This window comes from Peredibacter starrii (assembly GCF_034259205.1).
Classification (GTDB): domain Bacteria; phylum Bdellovibrionota; class Bacteriovoracia; order Bacteriovoracales; family Bacteriovoracaceae; genus Peredibacter; species Peredibacter starrii.
The window spans coordinates 3,205,420-3,226,339 of the sequence record NZ_CP139487.1 but is presented as its reverse complement, the minus strand read 5'-3'; the positions used below and the strand labels follow the sequence as shown (position 1 = coordinate 3,226,339).

The following is a 20,920-nucleotide window of genomic DNA, read 5'->3' as shown; positions in this document are numbered from 1 at the left end:
GTCCTTTGATGAGAGTCCCAATGATTTAGCAAGAGCAATGCCATCAGAGATGCTTACGAGAAAATTCATTCGGATAACGTTTCGAACTAAGTCTAAACTCTTGATTTAGAAGAGGTGCTATATGGAAACACAATCAATCTGGTTTTCTCCAAATAATGAATTTGAATTTGCTCCCTTTAAAGGAAATGAAGAAGTTGATGTGACGATCATCGGTGGAGGTATTACTGGAATCACCGCCGCCTATCTTCTGTCCCAGACTGGATTAAAGGTGAAGCTCCTTGAGGCCAATAAACTAGGTGTAAGTAACACCGGCCGCAGTACAGGTAACCTTTATTGCACGATGGATGTTTTATTTCAGGATCTGCTTTCTAAATACGATAGCAACACCATCCTTAAAGTTCTTCAAAGTAGAGAAGAAGCAATCAATTTCATCGAAAAGACCATACAGACTTTAAAGATTGATTGTGATTTCAAACGCGTGCCTTGGGTCTTGTTTTCAGGGGCCGAGGAAGTAGATAAAAAAATTGAAAAAGAATATGCCCATGCTATGGAGCTTGGTCTCAAAGTAGAGTGGCTTGATAAAGGACATGAGCTTTTAAGACCTCTTAAAGGAAGAGTGGGTCTTAAATTAGATCATCAGGCGCAGTTTAATCCGTATGATTACGTTCTGGGAGTGGCACGAATTCTCTCTCAGCAAGGTTGCTCCATCCATGAAGGAAGTAGAGTTCTTGAAATTGATAAGGACGGAGATCTATTTTCTCTCACCACTGATCAAGGTACCTTGATTACAAAGCACTTAATTGAGGCCACACATACTCCAATTGGTTTTTCCGCTCTTCAAACAGTTCTTGGTCCTTATCGAGAGTATGGAGTCGCCAGTAAAACGACCAGACCCCTTGTTGAAGATGGAATCTTCTGGGGACGATATGATGTCGATAAAAAGTTTTCTGTTCGCCACTACAAGGACCATCTTTTGATCATTGGACAACCTCATAAAGTAGGACAAGGGAGCAGCCTGGAAGGAATCGAACACTTGAAGGAGTTTGGACAGAAAATGTTTGCCCTAGAAGAATATCAATTTGAATGGGGCGGACAACACTACCGACCTGCGGATCTACTTCCTTACATCGGTAGAAGAATGGGGTCTAACTCTTTTGTGGCCACAGGTTTTTCTACTGACGGGTTGGTTTATGGAACGCTTGCAGCACTCATTATCAAGGATGAAATCCTTGGGATTCAAAATTCATATGCTGAGCTTTATCGCTCAAATCGTATTACCCCATTAAAATCGGCCTATAAATTCATTAAAGAGAACATGAATGTTGCTCAGAAATACGCCGAAGATTATCTTCACCGCGAAGAAATTAAAGATCTGGGCGTTGATCAAGGCATGGTCGTTAATGAAGATGGTAGACGATATGCCATCAATAAAGACGAGGAAGGACATCTCCACGTCTGCTCTGCAGTTTGTCCTCACTTGGGATGTATTGTGCATTGGAATGAGGGCGAGCGAACTTGGGATTGTCCTTGTCACGGAAGCCGATTCGATCGTTTGGGCCATGTGATAGAAGGACCAGCATTGAAGGGGCTGGAAACTGTTCACGAACCTAAAATAGGGGAAGTTAACCAGCGATCGTCGGAAGCTCAACAGTAAAGGTAGAGCCTTTACCGACTTCACTTTCGACCCAAATACGTCCACCATGTGAGCGTACGATTTGCTCACTGATGTAGAGACCAAGACCAAGGCCAGTAATGCTTTTGGCGGTTCCGCTGGCACGTTCAAAACGTTCGAAAATTTTATTACGGAATTCCAGAGGAATTCCTATTCCATTGTCCTTTACCTTGATATAGACGCGGTCGCTAGTTGCCTGGACTTCGATGGAGATCTCTTTTTCACTTCCATACTTAATGGCGTTTGACAGAAGATTGGTGACCACTTGCTCGAGTCTCATCTTGTCCCATTCACCGACGGCATTCTCACATGAAATGTAATTTGTTTGGGGCGCACCACCTGGGATCACACTGAACTGTTCTTTCATCCTGCCCACAACATCGGTCACCATATCACAAAGATTAAAACGCTCAGTTTGAATCGTTAAACGACCTGTCCTAATGCGGGAGATGTCCAACATGTCATCTACTAAACGCTCTAGTCGCTGAGTCTGCTTTTCACTTTGATCTGAAAGATTAAAAATCTTCTCCCTGAAGTTTGGAGGATTTTTATCTAACGTACGTTTCATCAACTGCGCCTGAAGTTTCAGGGAAGTCAGAGGTGTTTTAAGTTCATGGGAAGCAATTGAGAAGAATTCATCGCGGGCATTGATGGCCTCTTGAAGAACATCTTGAGTTTTCTTCGTAAGCATGAAGATTCTGAAAATCAGGAATGAGATGACAAGTCCAATAATCGCGGCCATTGATGGATAGGCCAGATCAGAAGTTGTTCTAAAAGATGGCAAGGGCACAAAATGGAGAATGAAATCGTGGCCATTCAGCGTCACATGTTTAACGATTCGGAACTTATTGACCTTCTCAGAGTGGATGAAGTTCGGTTTACCGTCAAAATCGAAAATGAGATTTTCGGCCTTCATTTCTCCATTTTCAAAAATCTCTACATCAATGTTGAGCTTGCTCTCTGATAAGATGGATGTGAATAAATCATTGGCCCGAAAAGGTGCATAGATGAAGCCGATAAGAGCATTGGCCCTTTCAGTTGGAGTTTTAAGGGGAACATTTTCTTTGTAATAAGGGACGTAGAGATTAAAACCTGGTTGTTGACGAGAACCTGCCTCTTGAATCAATGTCACCATCCCACTTACCGTAGGCAGCCCCGAGAGCATGGCCTTTTTCATGGCCTCATGGCGAACGGGCTCGCTGTACATATCGTATCCAATAGCACGCTGATTCCTCCAATCCATTGGTTCAATATAGAGAATGGAGTAATATTCGTTTCTATGATCTTCTGGCCAGACAGTATAGTGCGGCAGTTCTTTACGAATATTTTTGACATGACTTTTCAGATCATCTTTCTTGATACGAACCGCAAGTCCTAATGCCTGAATGCCTGGGTACCTTTCCGTAAGTTTGGTCTTCTCGAAATATCGATGAAACTCTGTTCTCGAGACATTATCAGAACTTAAGAAAAAGGCGCGGGCCTGAATGAGTGCGCCTTCATACCGATCCATTCGAAATTGGATACGCTTCCAAATTTCATCGGCCTCATATTCAAAACGCATCTGATCTTCATGATAGTTTTTTGAATAAATGTAATAGGAAATCATGCCTGTGATTCCCAGCCCGATGAGGAGTGTTAACCATCCATAAAATGAAATCAGGTTTTTATATTTTTTGAGATCAGGCATCATTCAATAATTTTCAAATGAATACGTCTCAAATGCTACTCAATTTTACTTATTCTAGGGCGCGTTACTTTAATCTTAAGATGAACAACTCCTCATGCCTCTGCTAGCCTTGTTATGCTTTAACCCCAACAGGAGTTTTTATGAAATTTCTACTCTCATGCATTGCTTTATCTAGTACCATGGCCTTCGCCCAAAACTTCCCCGGAACTGATCGTTGTACCATTGGTGAAATTGAACGAACGTTTGCTCAGTCGAGGGCGATGTGTGATGAAAAATTATCTTTGTTTGCGTCTCAGTATCCAGGCATTAAGTGCGATGTTACTCGTTATCACCTGAGTGTATGTTGGGCGAATTGTTATAATTCTACTGGTGGGCTTTTTGCAAAGGCCCGGGTGGACATGACGGCTTTTTGTGAGTCAGAACATGTGAGTTATCGCAGAACAAAGATCACATTCTATTAGAACTATTGTTTAGTTGCTCTGTTTCTAAGGGGAGTCCTTTCAATGACGGAAGGACTTCTTCCAGCTTTGTCGACAGATTCTCGGCCATCATTTGCTACGGCCTGATGGTTACAATACTGAGGGAATCTTTGGTCTTTTACCGCTTCAGAGAGGACTTTTTTGAAATCTTTCTTCCCACCTAAAAACTTCGGTTCGAAAATTTTATTCTGAGGACAGAGTGAACCGTCGTCCATTAATTCCTTCATCATGGCACGAAGAGATTCATACTCCTTTTCAGAAGAATTTGGACATTCCTTATTGATGGATTTGTAGAGAGTTTTTAACCATTCTTCTCGAGGGTCTTCCGAACTAAATGAAATAGAATAGGGACCCCATTTAATGGCGTCCACAAAATCACGGGCCCAGTTATCAATTCTGGCCGGAACTTTAATACCTGGATCGTAGCCTAGCTGCCCATGCACGACGAAGAGTTGTCCGCCGACATAAGTGTCATACCCATCTTTTTTTTCGATCTCATCCGCCTTATTTTGGTACAAAGGCCAGCAGGATTCTGCCAGGAGGGTTGAACTCAAAGACATGAGAGTAACAACTGTTATCATTTTAATCATAGTGTTCTTGTCGGAGATTCGATGGTTTTTCTTGAGTCCTTCCTTAAGTCTCTGAAAAGAGATAAGATGCCTGCATGAAAATTAAAGGTGTTATTTTTGATATGGATGGCGTGGTCGTGGACAATCATGAGTACCACTTCAAGGCCTGGATGCATTTTGCGAAAAAGTATAAGTTCGAACTTAATGAACAAATCTATCGCGATAAGTTCAATGGCAAAACCAATGCAGATTTATTTCCAATGATCTTTGCTAATCCTTCTCAGGAAGAGATGAAAAGATATGCTGATGAAAAAGAGGGGATGTACAAGGAGCTCTATGCTCCGGTCATGAAGGCCCACACTGGTCTGATTGATTTTCTGGAACTTCTTAAAAAGTATCGAATCAAAATTGCGCTTGGAACTTCTGCTCCTCCGGGAAATGTTGATTTCGTCCTGGATCCTTTAAAACTTCGTCAGTTCTTTGATGTCATTGTCGACGGAACTCAAGTGAAGAAAGGAAAACCTGATCCTGAGGTTTATCAGCTTTGTTGTGCGAAGCTTGGACTAGAAGCGAAAGAGTGTGTGGTCTTTGAAGATTCACTCGCGGGACTTGAATCCGGTGAAAGAGCAGGTTGCACGATTGTTGGTGTGGCCACTTCTCATGAGGCCTATGAGTTAGAAGGCAAAACAAGTCTCATCATTCATGATTTTACTGAGGCGAAGAAGCTTTTAGGTCTCTGACCTTGAGGTAAATGTCTCTTACGGGAAGCTTTGAATGAGTCTCTTCAAGACTTGAGTAGAGAGTCACGAGATAAATGCCCAGATATAAAAAATCCTTGGGGATTTTGACTTTCTTCTTCAGCATAAAATCAGAAAGCTTAATGATAGAAGTCTTAAAGTGATCCAAATCAAAATTCATTTCTTCAGTTAAAGCTGAGCCAAATTGTGAACGGAAGAGTTCTGCCAATTTGTTTTTGTCCTCAGATGACCAATCAGGTTGAATGAGGCCAATCATTTTCAGACCTTCAAAATAGAGGTCATTATTGTCTGTGTAGAAGCCTTCATAAACTTTGAGCACACCTTGTCTGAAGGTCTCGTCGAATCTGGTCCAAAGTGGAGAAGGGTGCCAGATCAGATTATCTCCATCACTTTTGAAGTGATGGGAGCGAATATCTAAGAAGAAACCATCTTCTGAAAAAATCTGCGCGAAATACAAAGTAAGCCATTTTATCCCGGCCTCTTTGTTCATGTTGAGAGTTCCATTGACTGCTTCTTCACTCACAAAAATACCGAGTGGCGCCAGCATCTCTTTTTGCTTTGCGAGTAACTCGGAGTAACCTTCTTTTTGAATTATGCGTCGGGAAATTTTGGGCAGCTCGTGAGCAAGTTCATTCCACTCAACGGTTTGAAAAAGCACGGTAGGAACGTGTTTCGCTAACTCTTTCAAAACCCCTGGTAAGATTCTCATTAAGATCATACGGACATTATGCTACACTCGTAAAAACATTCACAGGGATTTGTATGAGAAAAATCCTTATCGCAGGTGCCAGTGGATTTATTGGACGTGCGTTAATAGACCGGTTACTAAAATCAGAAGATGTTGAGATTGTAGGGCTCTCTCGTGGAGTACGTGAGTCTCATCACCCGCGTCTTCAGTGGAAGAAGTGTGATCTCTTTTCCTTAAAAGATATTACAGTGGCCATGGAGGGATGCGAGAGCGCTTATTACCTGGTTCACTCAATGCTTCCTTCCGCTTCATTGTCGCAAGGAACCTTCTATGATTTTGATCTTATCATGGCGGACAACTTTATCCGTGCAGGAAGATTCCACAAATTACGGCATATCGTTTATCTGGGAGGAATGATCCCGGAGGGTGAGGAGCTTTCCTGGCATTTAAGGAGTCGTTTAGAAGTTGAGACAACACTTCGCGAATCAAAGATTAAAACAACGGTTCTTCGTGCTGGTCTAATCATAGGACCTAACGGTTCATCATTTACGATTCTTGAAAGATTAGTTGAACGTTTGCCTGTGATGGTTTGTCCGACCTGGACCAAAACTCGATCTCAGCCGGTGAGTCTTCAGGATGTCGTGACTGTACTTCATAAATGCCTCGTGGATGAAAAAGTTCAAGGACAAATTTATGACGTTGCGGGGCCTGAGCTTTTGACTTATCAGGACCTCATTGTCCGAACGGCAAAGATCATTCGTAAGAGTACCAAAGTCTTTACTTTGAACATTATTCCACTAGTGCTTTCTCGTTTTTGGGTGACTCTCGTTACGAGGGTCCCGAAGAATCTCGTTTACCCCCTTGTTTTGAGTCTGCGCCATGAAATGCTACCTAATCCAATGCAGTCTTGGCCCTATAAAGAGGATCTGCAAACGAGTCTTGATGAAGCACTTAAAAGCGCTTTAGTCACAAGTAATAAAGGTGATTTCAAAGGATACCGGCCGGTTGAAAAAGACGTTCGCTCAATTCAAAGATTGGTTCTTCCACCAGGAAGAAATGCGGAATGGGTAGCGAGTGAATACTTCAGTTGGCTTCCGACTTTTTTTTCAACGCTTATTAAAGTTCAGTTGGAAGGGGATCGTTGTACATTCTATTTTTTTGATCCTTCAATTAAGATCCTCATTCTAGAAAGAAGTCATGAGCGAAGCTCTTCCGACAGACAATTACTTTACGTTGTAGGAGGACTTCTTTCTGGCATTCAAGATCGCGGACGACTAGAGTTTCGTGAGGTTTTAAATCGTCGCTATGTAATGGCGGCACTCCATGAATTCAGGCCGGCCCTGCCTTGGTATATTTATCGTTACTCGCAAGCAATTGTTCACTTGATGGTCATGCATGCCTTCAGCGAATATTTAAAATGGCACGTGATCTCAGGTAAAAAGGTTGAAGCATGAAAGTCTTAGTAACTGGTGCTAATGGTTTTGTGGGAACTGCCTTGATTGATCGACTACTCGATGAGGGGCATCATGTTTCTGCACTGGTTAGGCACAAACATAAAATTAAAAAACATCACGACAAAGTAAAATGGCTGGAAGGGGATCTCTTAAAGCCTGAGACCCTGCCCGAACTTAAAAAATTTGATCGGGCCTACTATCTAGTCCATGGTCTTCAAGGCGAAGATAGATTCTTTGAGTATCAAGAATCAATGGCCGCTGTGAATTTTATCAATTGGCTCCGTCCCACAGAGGCGGGAGTGATTTATCTTGGTGGACTTGGGCCCGATTCGGATAAGCTTTCTCCGCATCTTAGAAGCAGACATCTCACAGGTGCAATTCTTGGATCAAGTGGTCTTTCCATGGTTGAGTTTCGTGCGAGCATTATCCTTGGTGAGGGCTCACTTTCGTTTGAGATTATTAAGGCAATGGCGGAACGTTTTCCTTTTAGACCTGATATCTCTCTTTTAAATCACCCCTCACAACCACTGGCCTTAAGTGATCTTTTAGATTATCTCGTGGCCGCATTGGAGTTACCAAAAGACGGTCATCAGATCTTTGAGATTGGTGGTCCGGACGTAAAAACTTATGGGGAGCTGATTGATCTGTATTGCGAACTTGCTGGGTTAAACCGTCGGGTGATTAAACTTCCGGAAGTCGATGTGAAAGTTCTGATGAAGGCCCTGGATTATGCCATTCCTGAACATTCCCAGATCGGTAAAAAGCTTACTGAGAGTCTTGAGCACTCGACAGTTGTGACCAATGAAAGGGCCCTCGATGCCTTCCCGGAGATCAAACCAAAAGAACTTCGGGTCGCCATGGATATTGCCCGAGCGGGTTCGAAGACTTATTATGCCCCAATATGGGAAAAAGATTTCCTGAAGATGCTCCTGTCCGATAAGATCTTAACTCAATCGGGACTTCTTACTCCTGAGCTTCTTCGAAACCTTGAACGGGTTGGAAAGATAAAAGCGATTCTTACGAGAAAATGATATGACGAAATCTATTGGTATTTTTGATTCTGGACTTGGTGGACTCACGGTTTTAAAAGAACTCTCAACCCGGTTTCCGAATGAATCTTTTTGTTACTTGGGTGACATCGCGAGACTGCCATATGGAAATAAATCTCCAGAGACCATTCGTCGTTACGGTATGCAGATCCTGAAATTCTTGAAAGAACAAAATGTAAAAGCTCTAATCATTGCCTGTAACTCTGCCTCAACAGTGTTCCTAGGTGAGAATGAGTTTGAAGGCATTCCACTTTTAAATGTGATTGAACCCGGTTCAGCTGCGGCCTTAAAAGTATCACAGGACAAAAAGATTGCGGTCCTTGGAACATCGGCCACTGTTCGCTCTCATGCTTATCTGGAAACTTTAAAACGCTTAGATGCTTCTGCGGAAGTTTATGAGCAGGCCTGTCCGCTTTTGGTTCCACTGGTGGAAGAAGGGTGGGTGCATGATCCAGTGACACAACTTGTGGCCGAGCGCTACCTCCATGAGATTAAAAAAGAAGAAATCAAAACCGTCATTTTAGGCTGTACTCATTATCCGGTTCTCAAACCTGATCTTCGTAAAGTCCTGGGGGACGACGTTCACCTGGTTGAAAGCGGCGAAGTTCTGGCCCAGCAGTTGGAAAATCTCTATCAACAAAAAGTGCTTGAAAGAGATACAGGTACCCGACAAATTCGCATCTGTATTACTGATCTGACTGATCATTTCGAGCGCTTGGCCCGTGTTTTAATGCATCCTGAGCCAATTGGACCCCTGGAAAAAGTAGTTCTTTAATTTTCCTAATAATCCCTCCCTTAACTCCGATAGGTCATTTGAAAGAGTTCAAGGGAGAACCCATGTCTGATGATAAAAAAGTTGTAGATTTTAACGAAAAAAGAAAGCAATCAATCGAGCAGAAGCGCCGTACGTTTGAACGTGTGGTTTTCCAGGAGTTCCTGGGCGTATATACAGTGGTAGATGATCAAGGTTCAAATTTCCCAATTAAGCTTGTGGATATTTCGAAAGATGGTTGCCAGTTCCAACTTCCATTCAGTCTTAAGGCCAAAAACCAATTTAAGTCTGGCACAGAAGTGACGCTAAAACTGTATTTCACGAAAGGTTCTTATGTTCCAGCGGTTGTGACAGTTCGACACGCCTCTGAATATATCGATAAAGATGGTGATGCATGGTTACGTTTAGGGGGAGAATTCGACACATCTCTTCCAAGTTTCAAGGCGATTTCTCACTTTATTGACTTCATTTACCAATACGCTGAGTTCTCATGCCTGGATAAGGGCGAGAGCAAGGTCTTCTTCCTTTAAATTCAAGCTTTTTTAAACAGTTTTTGTTATGATCAAGACCTCCTTTGGAGGTCTTTTTTATTATGAAGCTAGCTATCATTGGCCATTCTCCGCTCGCACTTGAAACTGCATTGAGATTTCATCTCCATGGAGCGGCACTTACTTGGTATGTAGACCAAGATAATCTCGAACATTTTACATCGGCGAATCTTCCGAGCATGCATTTCACCAGTGATCTGGGACTTGGTGTTCTGAAAGAAATTGGTCGCACATACACTCCTGCAACTTTTAGCTGGAAAGAGTGGACTGAAAACTACGCGGCACCTTTGATGAATTATCTAAGGGCCCATCAGGAACTAAAAGCTGATGAAGTGATCTCAGTCACGAAACGTTTTCTTGCTCCCGGTGAGAAGATCGAAGGACGTTCGCGTTTCCTGGATCTTTTCCGTGTGATCTTTAAAGTGAATCCGAAGGACTTCATTGAAGAGCAGAGAGAAACGAATCCTGAGACCTATCAGCGTCTCACAGAAGAGTTTGTAAACTCTCTGGCGAGTTCGATTGAGATGTATCAGGACTATGATCTGGTATTGGATCTTAGAAGTGATCTGGGGAAATCTTCTGCGGCGGCCTCTGGGCGCGCTTTAGGGGAGAGTCGCCCGACAGATAAGGCGAGCTACGCGCTGAATGCACTTGCGAACGCTTCGAAGTTTAAACCCAATCCAGATCTGCGCGAACTAGCACTTATTGGTTCTGATTCTTTAGCGGCCGAGATGCTCCTTCATCTTGAAGAGTGGTTAAAAGAAACTCGCTCACGCTTATTTATCGTGACGACGGAAGAAGAGCCTTTTTCAGAATATTTGAAGACTGCTCATCCCATGACCGCAGAGAAACTTACGAATCTTTTTAAATACATTGATGAAGAGTTTTTGAGTGAGATTAATGTCTTCACTAAGAAGCTTCATGAGTGGCAGCAGCTGGATGATTTTGTTCAGGTGAAAATTCCAAAGCCAGCGGAGCCAATTCCGCGCCTGGTTTATTTCTCTGGTCACAACGTCTCTGCGATTGATGAACTGATTGATAAGAAAAGAATGTTCCTGACGCTTGAGCGTCCGGAGTTCCGTAACGGAAAAAAACATCCTGAAAATAATTATCAGGATCTTAAGACCATTGGTGTGGATCATATCCTGGTCGCCCATGGAAAGAAGGATGTGTCTTTCATTCAGCTTGATCCAATTGAGCCAGGGTATTTTGCTCTAACTCCGTCAAGGCCGAATGTGAGAGATTCTTGGATCAGCGATCTAGAAAAAGTAAAAGGTATTGAAGATGAAATTTTTAAGCTTTTCTCTCCTGCTGATTCTCATTAGTTGTACTAATGGACCTGTTCGCCAGGACGTGGATGATGCTCCTTATAGGACTTCAGGTTTAGAGCAGTTCTTTCTGCCTGAGCTTCCGACATGGGCCAACACATCTGCCTCTGGGCAGTGTTTTAAAAAACACAACTTTCAGTATCTGGATTTTAGTAAATTATCTTCGACTTATCAGTTGAAGTATCCGGAGCTGGTAGAACTTCAGGCCCAGTATAATGAGCGCCTTGAGTCTTATTTCCGTTCTACTGCGGTTCGTTTTGTGAAGCCAGTGGAAGAGGCGGCGTTCTTCTCAAACACACTTGAGAACGTTCGTGGAGGCGTTAAGCACTTTAAGATTCCAAACGGTGTTCGTGAAGTGGAAGTGATTTGGCTGGATGGTTACATCGCTTCAAATAAAGTGGATCAGATTAAGCAGATGGCACAAACGAGCCGTTTTGATGAAAGACTTCCGGTGATTTTCTCTTCTTGTTTATCTAAGCAGGATTTGAATCAGTGGTTAGTGGAAAACGATCTTGATCAAGTGGGTTTTCATTCATTGACTGCTGAATGGTTGAATCCCTATTCATCAGATCTATCAATGAAACCAGGTCTTCGTGTTGAAATCAAAAAACTAATGGGTGATAACGTGAAAGTAAAATTCCTTATCCCTAACGAAATTATCTTACCTACAGAAATCGTTCTTTAAGAAGGAGTACATATGTTCGGAATGATGAAACAAGACAAATCAAACTACAAAGAAGATGTTAATGGTCTATCGGCCGTTTTCAAAACATCAATGGGCGAGTTCGAAATCGAACTATTCGTAAAAGATGCCCCTGAGACAGTATGGAACTTCGTGAACCTTGCTGAAGGCAGACAGAAGACAAATAAAGAAGGTAACTTCTACGATGGTCTTATTTTTCACCGTGTGATTCGTGGATTCATGATTCAAGGTGGATGTCCTGAAGGTTCTGGTCGCGGTGGTCCTGGTTACCGTTTCGGTGATGAGTTCAAAGCTAACCGTCGTCACGATTCTGAAGGCGTTCTTTCTATGGCCAATGCTGGTCCAGGAACAAACGGTTCTCAGTTCTTCATCACTCTAGGCCCAACTCCGCACCTTGATGGTCGCCACACTGTATTCGGTAAAGTGACTCGTGGAATGGATGTTGTGAAGAAGATTGGTGATACTCCAACAGGTGCGATGGATCGTCCGCGTACTGATGTTGTGATGGAATCTGTTACAATTAAGCGTTCGTAATTATTTGTGACGTGAGTTTACTACGCCGGCGTAGTAAACTCGCGTTAAGTTTTCTTAAGTTGTTCCTAGTGCCCTCACTGATACAATCAATGAATGCCCAAAATTTTTCTCTTCGTTCTCAATGCTCTATTTTTGATTGGTGGAAGTTGTAACTTAGGTAATTTTTCGATATTGCCTGCGCTTCCGATGTTTTGTTTCCAAATTTACATGCTAGATTGGGGAAAAAACTTCTACCGAGCAGTGATCATTGTTTATGTGGTTAGCTTAGCTCTATTCGTATCTCAGTATGTATACCCAAAATTATATTTTCCTCTGATCGGTAATAAGGTGGTTATTAATCAAGATGCCTGTATTACTCCTTTCGGAGAAAAAGCTCAGCAGTGGTACTTGGAAAGCGATTGTAAAAATCTAACTGCTTCCGACGGAAAAATACGTAAATTAAATAAAGGAAGTCACTACGAAGTTGATTCAGTAAGCAATAGCAATTCTGTAAGTTTGAAATCAGAATTCTTTTTAAAATTAAAATATGAAAACAGTCTCATCACAGTAAGTGACAATTATAAAAACATCATTACAAACGAAGGGAAATCCATTCAACCTGTCTTACGACCCATATTTTACTATTTATCAAATTTGATGATCTATCCCGTAGTTCCGTTGATGCTTTTTCTTTAATTAATCTGCCCCGGCATCACTTTCTCAACCATCAGCTGAATCGTTTCATTACCATTGAAACGATTAACCCCAAGAGTAAATTGAACCGTTAGACCTGACTTACCCTGTAGCTCAAAGAGCTCTTCTGGAGTCATTTCATTCCACTTACCAAGATAATTGAAACTAATTCCCTGAACTGAAATTTTTGAATTTCTCCCAGTGAAGGTCCAACGAACGTGAGCGTCTTTCATGATTCGGTAAGACTGAATAACAGCGTTCTTCATGCGGAACACTGGCTTCTCATGGCCCGGACCAAATGGTTCAAGCTTATCCAGATCTTTCAGAAGGTGAGAGCTAATTTCTTCGATTCCAACTTCAACATCGAATGTTTTAGTTTTCGTGCGAAGACTTGCTGGAATTGGTTTTAGTAACTCGTTCATGCGCTTTTTAAACTCATGAAAGTTTTCTTTTTTCATCGATAGTCCGGCAGCGGCCTTGTGGCCTCCGAACTTAATGAAGAGGTCTTTACACTGATCGAGAAGCTCGAAGATATTTAGCTCACCCGCCGAGCGGCAGCTTGCTTTAATCACACCTTCTTCTTCAGCGTTGGTGAATACAATCGCCGGAACTTCAAAAGTCTCAACAAGCTTAGAAGCAACAATTCCAATCACACCTTCATGCCAGTGTGGCTGGTACATGATGTTGATCAGAAGATCCTGTCCGTTAAGAGTTTTGATAACGTCCTGTTTGGCCTCATCAAAAACTTCCGCCTGAATCATACGACGATCCCGGTTAGCAACTTCAAGGTGAGTGTAATGCTCACGACATTCAGCGAATGTATCAGCAATTAAAAGTTTAAGAGCACGATCCGGGTGATCCAGACGTCCCTTAGAGTTGATATGCGGGCCCACGTGGAAAGAAATCTTCTCACTTGCGATCATTGGCACTTTAAGTTCTTCCGGTTGGAAGAAGGCCTTGATTCCCGGGTAACCTGAGGTCGGGATTTGTTTTAATCCGTGACGAGTAAGTCTTAAGTTTAGCGGGCTCATACGAGCAAGATCTGAAATGGTTCCGATCGCCACAAATTGCAGAAGTGGGTAGAGCGATGGAGTTTCGGTGCCTTGTTTTGCGAGATCATTTTTAATTTGAAGAGCAAGAGCAAAGGCCACACCCACACCTGCCAGAGGTTTTAGGGGAGAGTTCTCCGGTTCATCACGACGACTTGGATTCACCACTGCATAGGCCTCCGGAATTGTGGGGGCCGCATCTCGGTGGTGGTCTGTGATGATAAGATCTAATTTGCCTTTGGCGTATTCGGCGGTGGCCACGTTCGTGATCCCACAGTCTACGGTGATAAGAACTTTCACGTTCTTTTCAACTGCTGCATCGATAGAAGAATTATGAACGCCGTAGCCTTCAACAAATCGGCTTGGCTGGAAAACTTCGGCCATCACTCCCAGCATTTTGAAGAAGTGCCAGAGAAGGGCACATGAAGTTGTGCCATCTACATCGTAATCACCATAGATCCCAATGGTTTCATTTTCTGAAATGGCCTGGATCAGGCGCTTAGAGGCCTTCTCAAGATCAATCATGTTTGTAAGTTCTGGGATGTCTTTCAAGTTCCAGGACAACATGTCCTGAACTTCTAGAGGAGAGAAACCACGTTTTTTGAAAAGACGAACAATAACTGGGTTAAGTTCTGTAGAGGCCTGTGCTGTTAATTCCATTCTTTGAAACTAACATAGTGCCTCTCGCTTTCACCACAAAACAAAGAGTCCTTTGATAAGATCTTCATCCTCAAGAGTGTCACTCATTGAGAAGTGATTCTCCCACTTTGCGTCTTTTTCATGGTGAATCTTATCGAAATAACGAAGTGGTAGGAAAGATTTGCTGCAGTGCTGACAGCGTTCAAGCTCACGATGAGATTCATTTAGCTTGAGGCATGAGTGGCAGACACGTATAAGTAGTTTTTCTTTAGTTTTAGCTCTTAGCTCTTTCATATTTTCCCTGCAGGTTGGGTGCTCTAAAGGTCTCTTCGGGTAGGGAATTTATTTCTTAAAGGTAAAAGTGTTTCGGTCGGATACTGGACCGGTCACTTATGCCTAATTAAAGTTTGCAAAGGTTGCGATAGGATCACTAGGGAAGTACTGTGCGAGTGAATATATGAAAACTTTTTTTCTATTGGGCCTTTTGAGTTTCAACGCTGTGGGGGCCACCTTATCTGAACAAGTAAATGCGGCCAAGAAAATCGCCAACACTGATCCTAGTTGTGTTGCGATCAGGCCATTCTATTGGGAAATTGGTGATGGTCTTTCTGCACTTGTTTCTGGCTCAGCAGGCATTGGCGCGCCAACTGCTAAAACTGAATTAGAAATTGCTTCAGCTTCGAAGTGGATTTTCAGCGCTTATGTTGCCCAGAAGAGATCTGGTCAACTCACTGTCAGTGATAAAAATCATCTTCGCTTTCTTACCGGTTACGATCAGTTCACAAGTTGTCTTGGTTCTCAAACTGTTGATGGATGTTTTCAATCAGGTTCAAATAATGATCAGACCATTTCTTCCATTGGCAAATTTGCTTATGGCGGTGGTCACATGCAGAAGCTTGCCGTGGGGATGGGATTGGGTGATTTAACCAGTTCAGGTCTTGCTGTGGAAGTGAACTCAACCTTAGGAATCAAAAGCAGTTACTCGTCTCCACAACCCGCTGGGGGAATGGAAATGACTGCGCAAGACTACGGTTTTTTTCTTAGAAAACTCTTAAACAATAAACTTCAACTTTCAAATTTCCTTGGTGTGAATCCTGTTTGTACGACTGAGAGTTCATGTCCTCTGTCAGTTGTATCTAGTCCTGCTCCGATGGGGTGGGAATATTCTTATGGCCACTGGGTGGAATCAGATGGTGTTTTCAGTAGCCCGGGTAAGTTTGGTTTTTATCCTTGGATGGATAAGACAAATGGTCTCTACGGGGTAGTAGGAAGAAAGAGTGCAGATCACGAGGCCTACTTAACATCAGTTGAATGCGGTCAGAAAATCAGAAACGCTTTTTTTAGCGGAAAATAAAAAAGGCCACCCTTTCGAGTGGCCTTGATAATCTTACATTTAGAACATGCTTGATACCGGAGTGCCTGGCGACATATTGAATCCCATTGCGCCGTTAGTTGCTCCGAAAGTTCCTTGCACCGGTTGCATAGGTTGAGCTTGCATTTGCTGTGGCATCATCGCCTGTTGCGGTTGCATTGGCTGTGCCTGACCGAAGTTATATTGCTGTGGTTGTAGTCCCCAGCTTGATTGTTGCATGTGCATCTGGTCCGGGAAAACTCCACCTTGTTGTTGCATCATCGGTTGCTGAGCTTGCATTTGCGGCTGAGCAAAGATGTTGATCTGGTTCGGTTGGAAACCTTGTGGGTAGTATACCCAGTTACCAGCAGTCACTGGAGACTGATATTGGTAAGGTGACTGCATACCCATTGAGTTCATATAAGGTGCCCAAGGATTTTGATTCTGTTGATTCTGAATCATCGTCATCATACCTTGAGTCATGCTCATCATAGTAAGCATGATCTGTCTTTGATCAGCGAGAAGTTGTTCCACTTGTTTAGTCAGGGCCTGAACTTTCTCGTCCTGCTCACAAACTTCTTTCTTCTCTTCTTTTTTGTCTTCTGGTTTCTTCTCGTCTTTTACAACGATTTGTTCTTCTTTCTTGGTTTCTTCTTTCTTCTCTTCAGGCTTTTTCTCTTCTTTTGGCTTACAAGCAGCGACCGCGGCCTTTTCACCTTCCTCTAGAGCTTGCTTGATTAGAGGATGTTCAATTGTTTTATCCTCTTTTTTATCTTCTGGTTTTTTCTCTTCGCAATCAGCGACAACAGGCTTTTCTTCCTTCTTGTCTTCAGGTTTTACGTCTTCTGGTTTTTTGTCTTCTTTCTTTTCTTCAGCAACAACCGGTTTCTCTTCTTTTTTGTCTTCCGGTTTCACTTCGTCTTTTATCTCTTCGGCCACCACTGGCTTATCTTCTTTTTTATCTTCGGGTTTGACCTCTTTTGGTCCACCTTCAAGCATATGTTTAGGAATTGGATGATGTCCTAATTTAGGAAGTTCTTTTTCAAAAGTTTTGCCTTCAGGTAGAGCTGAAGCAATGCTTCTGTAATTTGATTGAGTCTTCACCTGGATATCAGATGGAGACATTGCGAGTAATGATAAAAGCGGCAAAACTGCCATTGAATAACGAATAATGTGTTTCATAAACCCCCCTCAGAGTTATTGATCTACCCCTGATACTCCAAGTTCTGTGCCAAGGAGCGTAAAGGGAGGAGGGATTGACCCAAAAGGGCAAAAAATGCCCTAATTTCGGAGGGTTATTCCCTTGCAAAGGGTGCCTTTATCCTCGAAAATTAGAAGAGGGAACCGACTAAGACTTTCACACTGGTTCTGGAAACTGCCTAAACTTTAGACACTGGAAGAATTATGCGTAAACGCCGGAGTGCCGCTCGCCAACCAAAAAAGATCAACTTCAATGTTGATCCTACGCACTTCTTGAACCGTGATATCTCATGGCTTCACTTCAATCGTCGCGTATTGGCCGAGGCCGCTGATAAAAGAAACCCGCTACTCGAGCGTCTTCGTTTTCTTATTATTTTTTCATCCAACTTAGATGAGTTCGTGATGAAGCGTGTGGGCTACTTAAAGCACCAAATCTCTTCTGGCTTTACTCATAGATCAGTTGATGGTCAAACCGCTGAAGAGCAACTGGCCAATATTCGCCGTCACATTAATGAAGACCTGGAACGTCAGCGTGGGATTTATGTGGGTCTCGTGGGAGAACTTCAACGTCATGACATTTACATTTACGACTTTGATGATTTAGGGACTGAAGATCAGGATTATCTTAACGGATATTTCAGACGAAAGATGTTTCCGGTTCTGACTCCGCTTTCAGTGGATCCTGGTCACCCGTTTCCATTTATTTCAAACCTATCTTATTCATTGGGGATGATTCTTAGAAATCCTCAAACAGAAACTGTGCTTTTCTCTCGTGTGAAGATTCCGGAAGTGATTCCAGGACTCATTCAACTTCCTCGTCAGGAAGGGGACAAGAAGTTTCGTTTCGTTACAACAGTTACGCTAGTGAGATCAAATCTTCATATGCTTTATCCCGGCATGGAGATTCAACAAACAGTTCCGTTCCGAGTTTCTCGTAACGCTGATGTTGATCACCGTGAAGATGAAGCACAAGATCTACTGATCCTGGTGGAAGAGGGAATTAAAGAAAGACGTCTCGCGGATTGCGTGCGTTTGGAAATTCACAAAGACACTGATCCGAGTATGACGAGCTTCCTGAAAGATTCGTTAGAGATTGTGGATGAAGATATTTATCTCATGGACTTCCCAATTGATTTCATGATTTTGAAATCAATTGTGGATCTGGATCTGCCTGAACTTAAGTTCAAACCTTGGGCCCCGATTATTCCGAAGGCATTCTTTGAGAATAACAACTTCTTCAGTTTAATTCGTCAGGGTGACGTTCTTCTTCATCACCCATATGAGAGCTTCTCAGGAACAGTGGAGAAATTCATCGCCAATGCGGCCGATGATCCAAATGTTCTTACTATCAAGATGACTCTTTATCGTACTGGAGATAACTCACCATTTATCCGCTCGCTGATTAAGGCAGCTGAGAAGGGGAAGCAGGTGGTATGTCTGGTGGAACTTAAAGCGCGCTTTGATGAACAACGAAACATCGTTTGGGCCCAGAAGCTTGAAGATGCCGGGGTTCATGTGGTGTATGGAGTACTGGGACTTAAGACCCATACTAAGACCGCTCTCATTATCCGTCAGGAACATGATGGCGAGATCATGAGTTATGCTCACATTGGTACCGGTAACTACCACTCTCAGACTTCAAACCTTTATACGGACTTGGGTCTTCTGACATGTAATAAGAAAATCTGTGATGAAGTGGTTGAAGTATTCAACTATCTAACTGGTAGTTCTCTAAAGACTGATTACCAAGAGATCCTGGTTGCTCCGATTAACATGAAGTCGACTTTCATGAATAAGATCCAACAGGAAATTAAAAATAAGAAGGCAGGGAAACCAGCTCGCATCATCGCTAAGATGAATTCAATGGAGGACGAAGTTATTACTGAGGCCCTCTATGAAGCAAGCCAGATGGGAGTGGACATCACTCTTATCGTTCGCGGCTTCTGTTGTCTTCGTCCGGGTCAACCTGGACTTTCTGATAACATCAAAGTGATTTCTATCATTGGCCGCTTCCTGGAGCACTCGCGTGTTTTCTATTTCGCCAATGGCTCAGAGAACTATCAAGATGGTGAGTTCTTTATTGGCTCGGCGGATTGGATGCACCGTAACCTTCACAATCGCGTGGAGTTGATTGCGCCAATCTATGAATCAAGACTTAAGGACAAGCTTTGGGAGTTTGTAGACATCATGCTGAATGACAACCGTCAGGCGTGGATCTTAAATCCGGATGGAACTTATTCTCAGAAGACGCCTCAGGACGGGGAAGACGAGCGTGGAACGCATACTCTTCTCATGAATAAAACCATTCAACGTGAAAAGGCCCTCACATGAGACTGATTTTTCTTCGCCACGGTCTGGCCGAAGGTCATTTCTCTTTTGATCAGGACGCGGATTTTGAGCGTGAACTGACTGCGGAAGGAATTAAGCGTCTGCATCAGACCTTTAAGCAATTTAGAAAAGTTGAATCGAATATCGATGTGATTTTCTCGTCACCTCTGGCACGAGCGATTCAGACGGCGGAGCTTTTCTGGAGTTATTATCAGGACTCTGATCTGGAGATGATGGCCGATCTTGATATTCTGGATGACCCTCGACATTTAGTTGAGTACATCTCGTTTCTTCCAACTGATGGTACTTACGTTTTTGTGGGACATGACCCGCACATCACAAAGGTAATTGCAGCACTTCTCGCACTTCATCCAGAGCATGAATTCATGACGATTAAGAAGGGCGGGATTTGTGTTCTAGAAGGTGGCATGTGGAAGGGGTTCACAATGGAACTTCTCGTTAGCCCAAAGTTTTTGAGAACCATTACCGATTAATCTTTCAGGATAAATTTCTTGGGTGCTTTTGGAAGCATCGAGAGAATGATGCCTTCTTTTAGTCCCACTTTCGGAAGATGAATTTCTTTTAGTTTCAATTTTTCCATTAAGTGATGAGTGAGCATGATTGCCGGCAAGATCACATCCGCGCGGTTTTGATCCAGCTCAAGTCGACGAATACGATCCACATAACTCATAGAGAGGATGGCCTCTTCCATGTGAGAAATCTCAGAGAAGAGAGCAAGTTGAGAAGTGGATTTACCCAATATCTTCTTTCTGATTTTTCCAATTCGACGAAGGTTTCCGCCAGTACCTATAAAGAGATTTGGTTTTTTATTTTTTAAATGAGTGGCGATAAAGGCGAGCATTTTATCCATTTGCTCAGCGATGACTTCTTCCAGGTCTTCCTGGTTGTAGCGAAGGAGGCGGACCGTTCCGACATTAAAACTTTCTACTGCTACAACTTCTTCATTCTTTACGATAATGAGTTCTGTACTTCCGCCGCCAATGTCCATCAGGACCGCGGTCTTCTTTTTGAGGTTAACTTGACCTCTGACCGCCTCGAAGATGAGACGCGCTTCTTCGTTACCACGAATGGTTTGAATTTCAATTCCGGTGGTATGAGCAATCCTTTCTGCCAGAGCAGGACCATTACTTGAGTCTCTCATGGCAGATGTCGCCATCGCACGAGTATCAGTCACATTATATTCAGCGAAGACATGGAAGAGCTTAATGAAGGCCTCTTCAGTCAGTTCCATTTTGGCAGGAGAGATAAAACCAGTGTTAAAAACATCCTCGCCTAGGCGAAGAGGTTCACGAAAGTTTTTGATGACCTCAACCGCACTTCCATTTTTACGGACGATAATCGCCCGGAGGGCGTTAGAGCCCAGGTCGATGGCCGCAATGGTTTCCTGGTTCAGGACTTTGTTTAAGTAGCTTGGCATAC

General features: G+C 43.0%; 21 protein-coding genes. 14 read left to right on the top strand and 7 right to left on the bottom strand.

Features of this window, described 5'->3' with window-relative positions; genetic code table 11:
• Positions 1-121: 121 nt before the first annotated feature.
• Positions 122-1,654 carry an FAD-dependent oxidoreductase gene (locus SOO65_RS16020; RefSeq protein WP_321392552.1) on the top strand — a complete coding sequence of 511 codons (1,533 nt, stop codon included), beginning with the start codon at positions 122-124 and terminating at the stop codon, positions 1,652-1,654.
• On the opposite strand, the gene SOO65_RS16015 is transcribed toward SOO65_RS16020, so the two are convergent.
• The gene (locus SOO65_RS16015) at positions 1,623-3,362 is read right to left on the bottom strand and encodes a CHASE domain-containing sensor histidine kinase (RefSeq protein ID WP_321392548.1); all 1,740 of its coding nucleotides are present in this window, start codon (positions 3,360-3,362) and stop codon (positions 1,623-1,625) included. The two genes, SOO65_RS16020 and SOO65_RS16015, sit on opposite strands and share 32 nt — an antisense overlap.
• A 137-nt stretch (positions 3,363-3,499) precedes the next feature.
• Between SOO65_RS16015 and SOO65_RS16010 the strand changes: the two genes are divergently transcribed.
• Positions 3,500-3,820, top strand: coding sequence for a hypothetical protein (locus SOO65_RS16010; RefSeq protein WP_321392544.1), 321 nt, complete (start codon positions 3,500-3,502; stop codon positions 3,818-3,820).
• A 2-nt stretch (positions 3,821-3,822) separates the two neighbouring features.
• On the opposite strand, the gene SOO65_RS16005 is transcribed toward SOO65_RS16010, so the two are convergent.
• Entirely contained in the window at positions 3,823-4,428 is a 606-nt protein-coding gene (locus SOO65_RS16005) for a hypothetical protein (RefSeq protein ID WP_321392540.1), read from the bottom strand.
• Positions 4,429-4,502: 74 nt separating this feature from the next.
• Here SOO65_RS16005 and SOO65_RS16000 point away from each other — a divergent pair, with 74 nt between their 5' ends.
• Positions 4,503-5,147: an HAD family hydrolase gene (locus tag SOO65_RS16000; RefSeq protein WP_321392537.1), complete on the top strand. Its 645-nt coding sequence runs from the start codon at positions 4,503-4,505 to the stop codon at positions 5,145-5,147.
• Here SOO65_RS16000 and SOO65_RS15995 read toward each other — a convergent pair.
• A complete protein-coding gene (locus SOO65_RS15995) occupies positions 5,116-5,883 on the bottom strand; it encodes a hypothetical protein (protein WP_321392534.1) in 768 nt (255 codons plus the stop codon). The genes SOO65_RS16000 and SOO65_RS15995 overlap by 32 nt on opposite strands.
• 44 nt (positions 5,884-5,927) lie before the next feature.
• Here SOO65_RS15995 and SOO65_RS15990 point away from each other — a divergent pair, with 44 nt between their 5' ends.
• The 8 genes from SOO65_RS15990 (at position 5,928) to SOO65_RS15955 (ending at position 12,916) form a co-directional block, all read left to right on the top strand.
• On the top strand, positions 5,928-7,307 hold the full coding sequence (locus tag SOO65_RS15990; RefSeq protein ID WP_321392531.1) for an NAD-dependent epimerase/dehydratase family protein: 1,380 nt from the start codon (positions 5,928-5,930) through the stop codon (positions 7,305-7,307).
• On the top strand, positions 7,304-8,338 hold the full coding sequence (locus tag SOO65_RS15985; protein WP_321392528.1) for an NAD-dependent epimerase/dehydratase family protein: 1,035 nt from the start codon (positions 7,304-7,306) through the stop codon (positions 8,336-8,338). Before SOO65_RS15990 ends, SOO65_RS15985 begins: the two co-directional genes overlap by 4 nt.
• 1 nt (position 8,339) lies before the next feature.
• Positions 8,340-9,131 (top strand): glutamate racemase, encoded by a 792-nt coding sequence (gene murI, locus SOO65_RS15980; protein WP_321392525.1) that lies wholly within the window; start codon positions 8,340-8,342, stop codon positions 9,129-9,131.
• A 62-nt stretch (positions 9,132-9,193) separates the two neighbouring features.
• Entirely contained in the window at positions 9,194-9,658 is a 465-nt protein-coding gene (locus tag SOO65_RS15975; RefSeq protein WP_321392522.1) for a PilZ domain-containing protein, read from the top strand.
• Between the two features lie 62 nt (positions 9,659-9,720).
• The gene (locus SOO65_RS15970; RefSeq protein ID WP_321392519.1) at positions 9,721-11,001 is read left to right on the top strand and encodes a hypothetical protein; all 1,281 of its coding nucleotides are present in this window, start codon (positions 9,721-9,723) and stop codon (positions 10,999-11,001) included.
• A complete protein-coding gene (locus tag SOO65_RS15965; RefSeq protein WP_321392516.1) occupies positions 10,961-11,689 on the top strand; it encodes a hypothetical protein in 729 nt (242 codons plus the stop codon). The genes SOO65_RS15970 and SOO65_RS15965 overlap by 41 nt, the downstream gene beginning before the upstream one ends.
• A gap of 12 nt (positions 11,690-11,701) precedes the next feature.
• Positions 11,702-12,241, top strand: a complete 540-nt coding sequence (locus tag SOO65_RS15960) for a peptidylprolyl isomerase (RefSeq protein ID WP_321392513.1) — start codon at positions 11,702-11,704, stop codon at positions 12,239-12,241.
• A 93-nt stretch (positions 12,242-12,334) separates the two neighbouring features.
• A complete protein-coding gene (locus tag SOO65_RS15955) occupies positions 12,335-12,916 on the top strand; it encodes a hypothetical protein (RefSeq protein ID WP_321392510.1) in 582 nt (193 codons plus the stop codon).
• Here the strand turns inward: SOO65_RS15955 and recJ are convergent.
• Both recJ and SOO65_RS15945 read right to left on the bottom strand, forming a co-directional pair.
• Entirely contained in the window at positions 12,913-14,622 is a 1,710-nt protein-coding gene (gene recJ, locus SOO65_RS15950; protein WP_321392507.1) for a single-stranded-DNA-specific exonuclease RecJ, read from the bottom strand. The two genes, SOO65_RS15955 and recJ, sit on opposite strands and share 4 nt — an antisense overlap.
• A gap of 30 nt (positions 14,623-14,652) precedes the next feature.
• On the bottom strand, positions 14,653-14,895 hold the full coding sequence (locus tag SOO65_RS15945; RefSeq protein ID WP_321392504.1) for a hypothetical protein: 243 nt from the start codon (positions 14,893-14,895) through the stop codon (positions 14,653-14,655).
• 163 nt (positions 14,896-15,058) lie between these two features.
• On the opposite strand from SOO65_RS15945, the gene SOO65_RS15940 reads away from it, so the two are divergent.
• Entirely contained in the window at positions 15,059-15,955 is an 897-nt protein-coding gene (locus SOO65_RS15940) for a hypothetical protein (protein ID WP_321392501.1), read from the top strand.
• Positions 15,956-15,994: 39 nt separating this feature from the next.
• Here SOO65_RS15940 and SOO65_RS15935 read toward each other — a convergent pair whose 3' ends face one another.
• Positions 15,995-17,134, bottom strand: a complete 1,140-nt coding sequence (locus tag SOO65_RS15935; protein WP_321392498.1) for a hypothetical protein — start codon at positions 17,132-17,134, stop codon at positions 15,995-15,997.
• A 222-nt stretch (positions 17,135-17,356) separates the two neighbouring features.
• Between SOO65_RS15935 and ppk1 the strand changes: the two genes are divergently transcribed.
• Positions 17,357-19,483, top strand: coding sequence for a polyphosphate kinase 1 (gene ppk1 / locus SOO65_RS15930; RefSeq protein ID WP_321392495.1), 2,127 nt, complete (start codon positions 17,357-17,359; stop codon positions 19,481-19,483).
• Positions 19,480-19,974, top strand: a complete 495-nt coding sequence (locus SOO65_RS15925; protein WP_321392492.1) for a SixA phosphatase family protein — start codon at positions 19,480-19,482, stop codon at positions 19,972-19,974. Before ppk1 ends, SOO65_RS15925 begins: the two co-directional genes overlap by 4 nt.
• Here SOO65_RS15925 and SOO65_RS15920 read toward each other — a convergent pair.
• Entirely contained in the window at positions 19,971-20,918 is a 948-nt protein-coding gene (locus SOO65_RS15920; protein WP_321392489.1) for a Ppx/GppA phosphatase family protein, read from the bottom strand. The two genes, SOO65_RS15925 and SOO65_RS15920, sit on opposite strands and share 4 nt — an antisense overlap.
• Between the last annotated feature and the right edge of the window lie 2 nt (positions 20,919-20,920).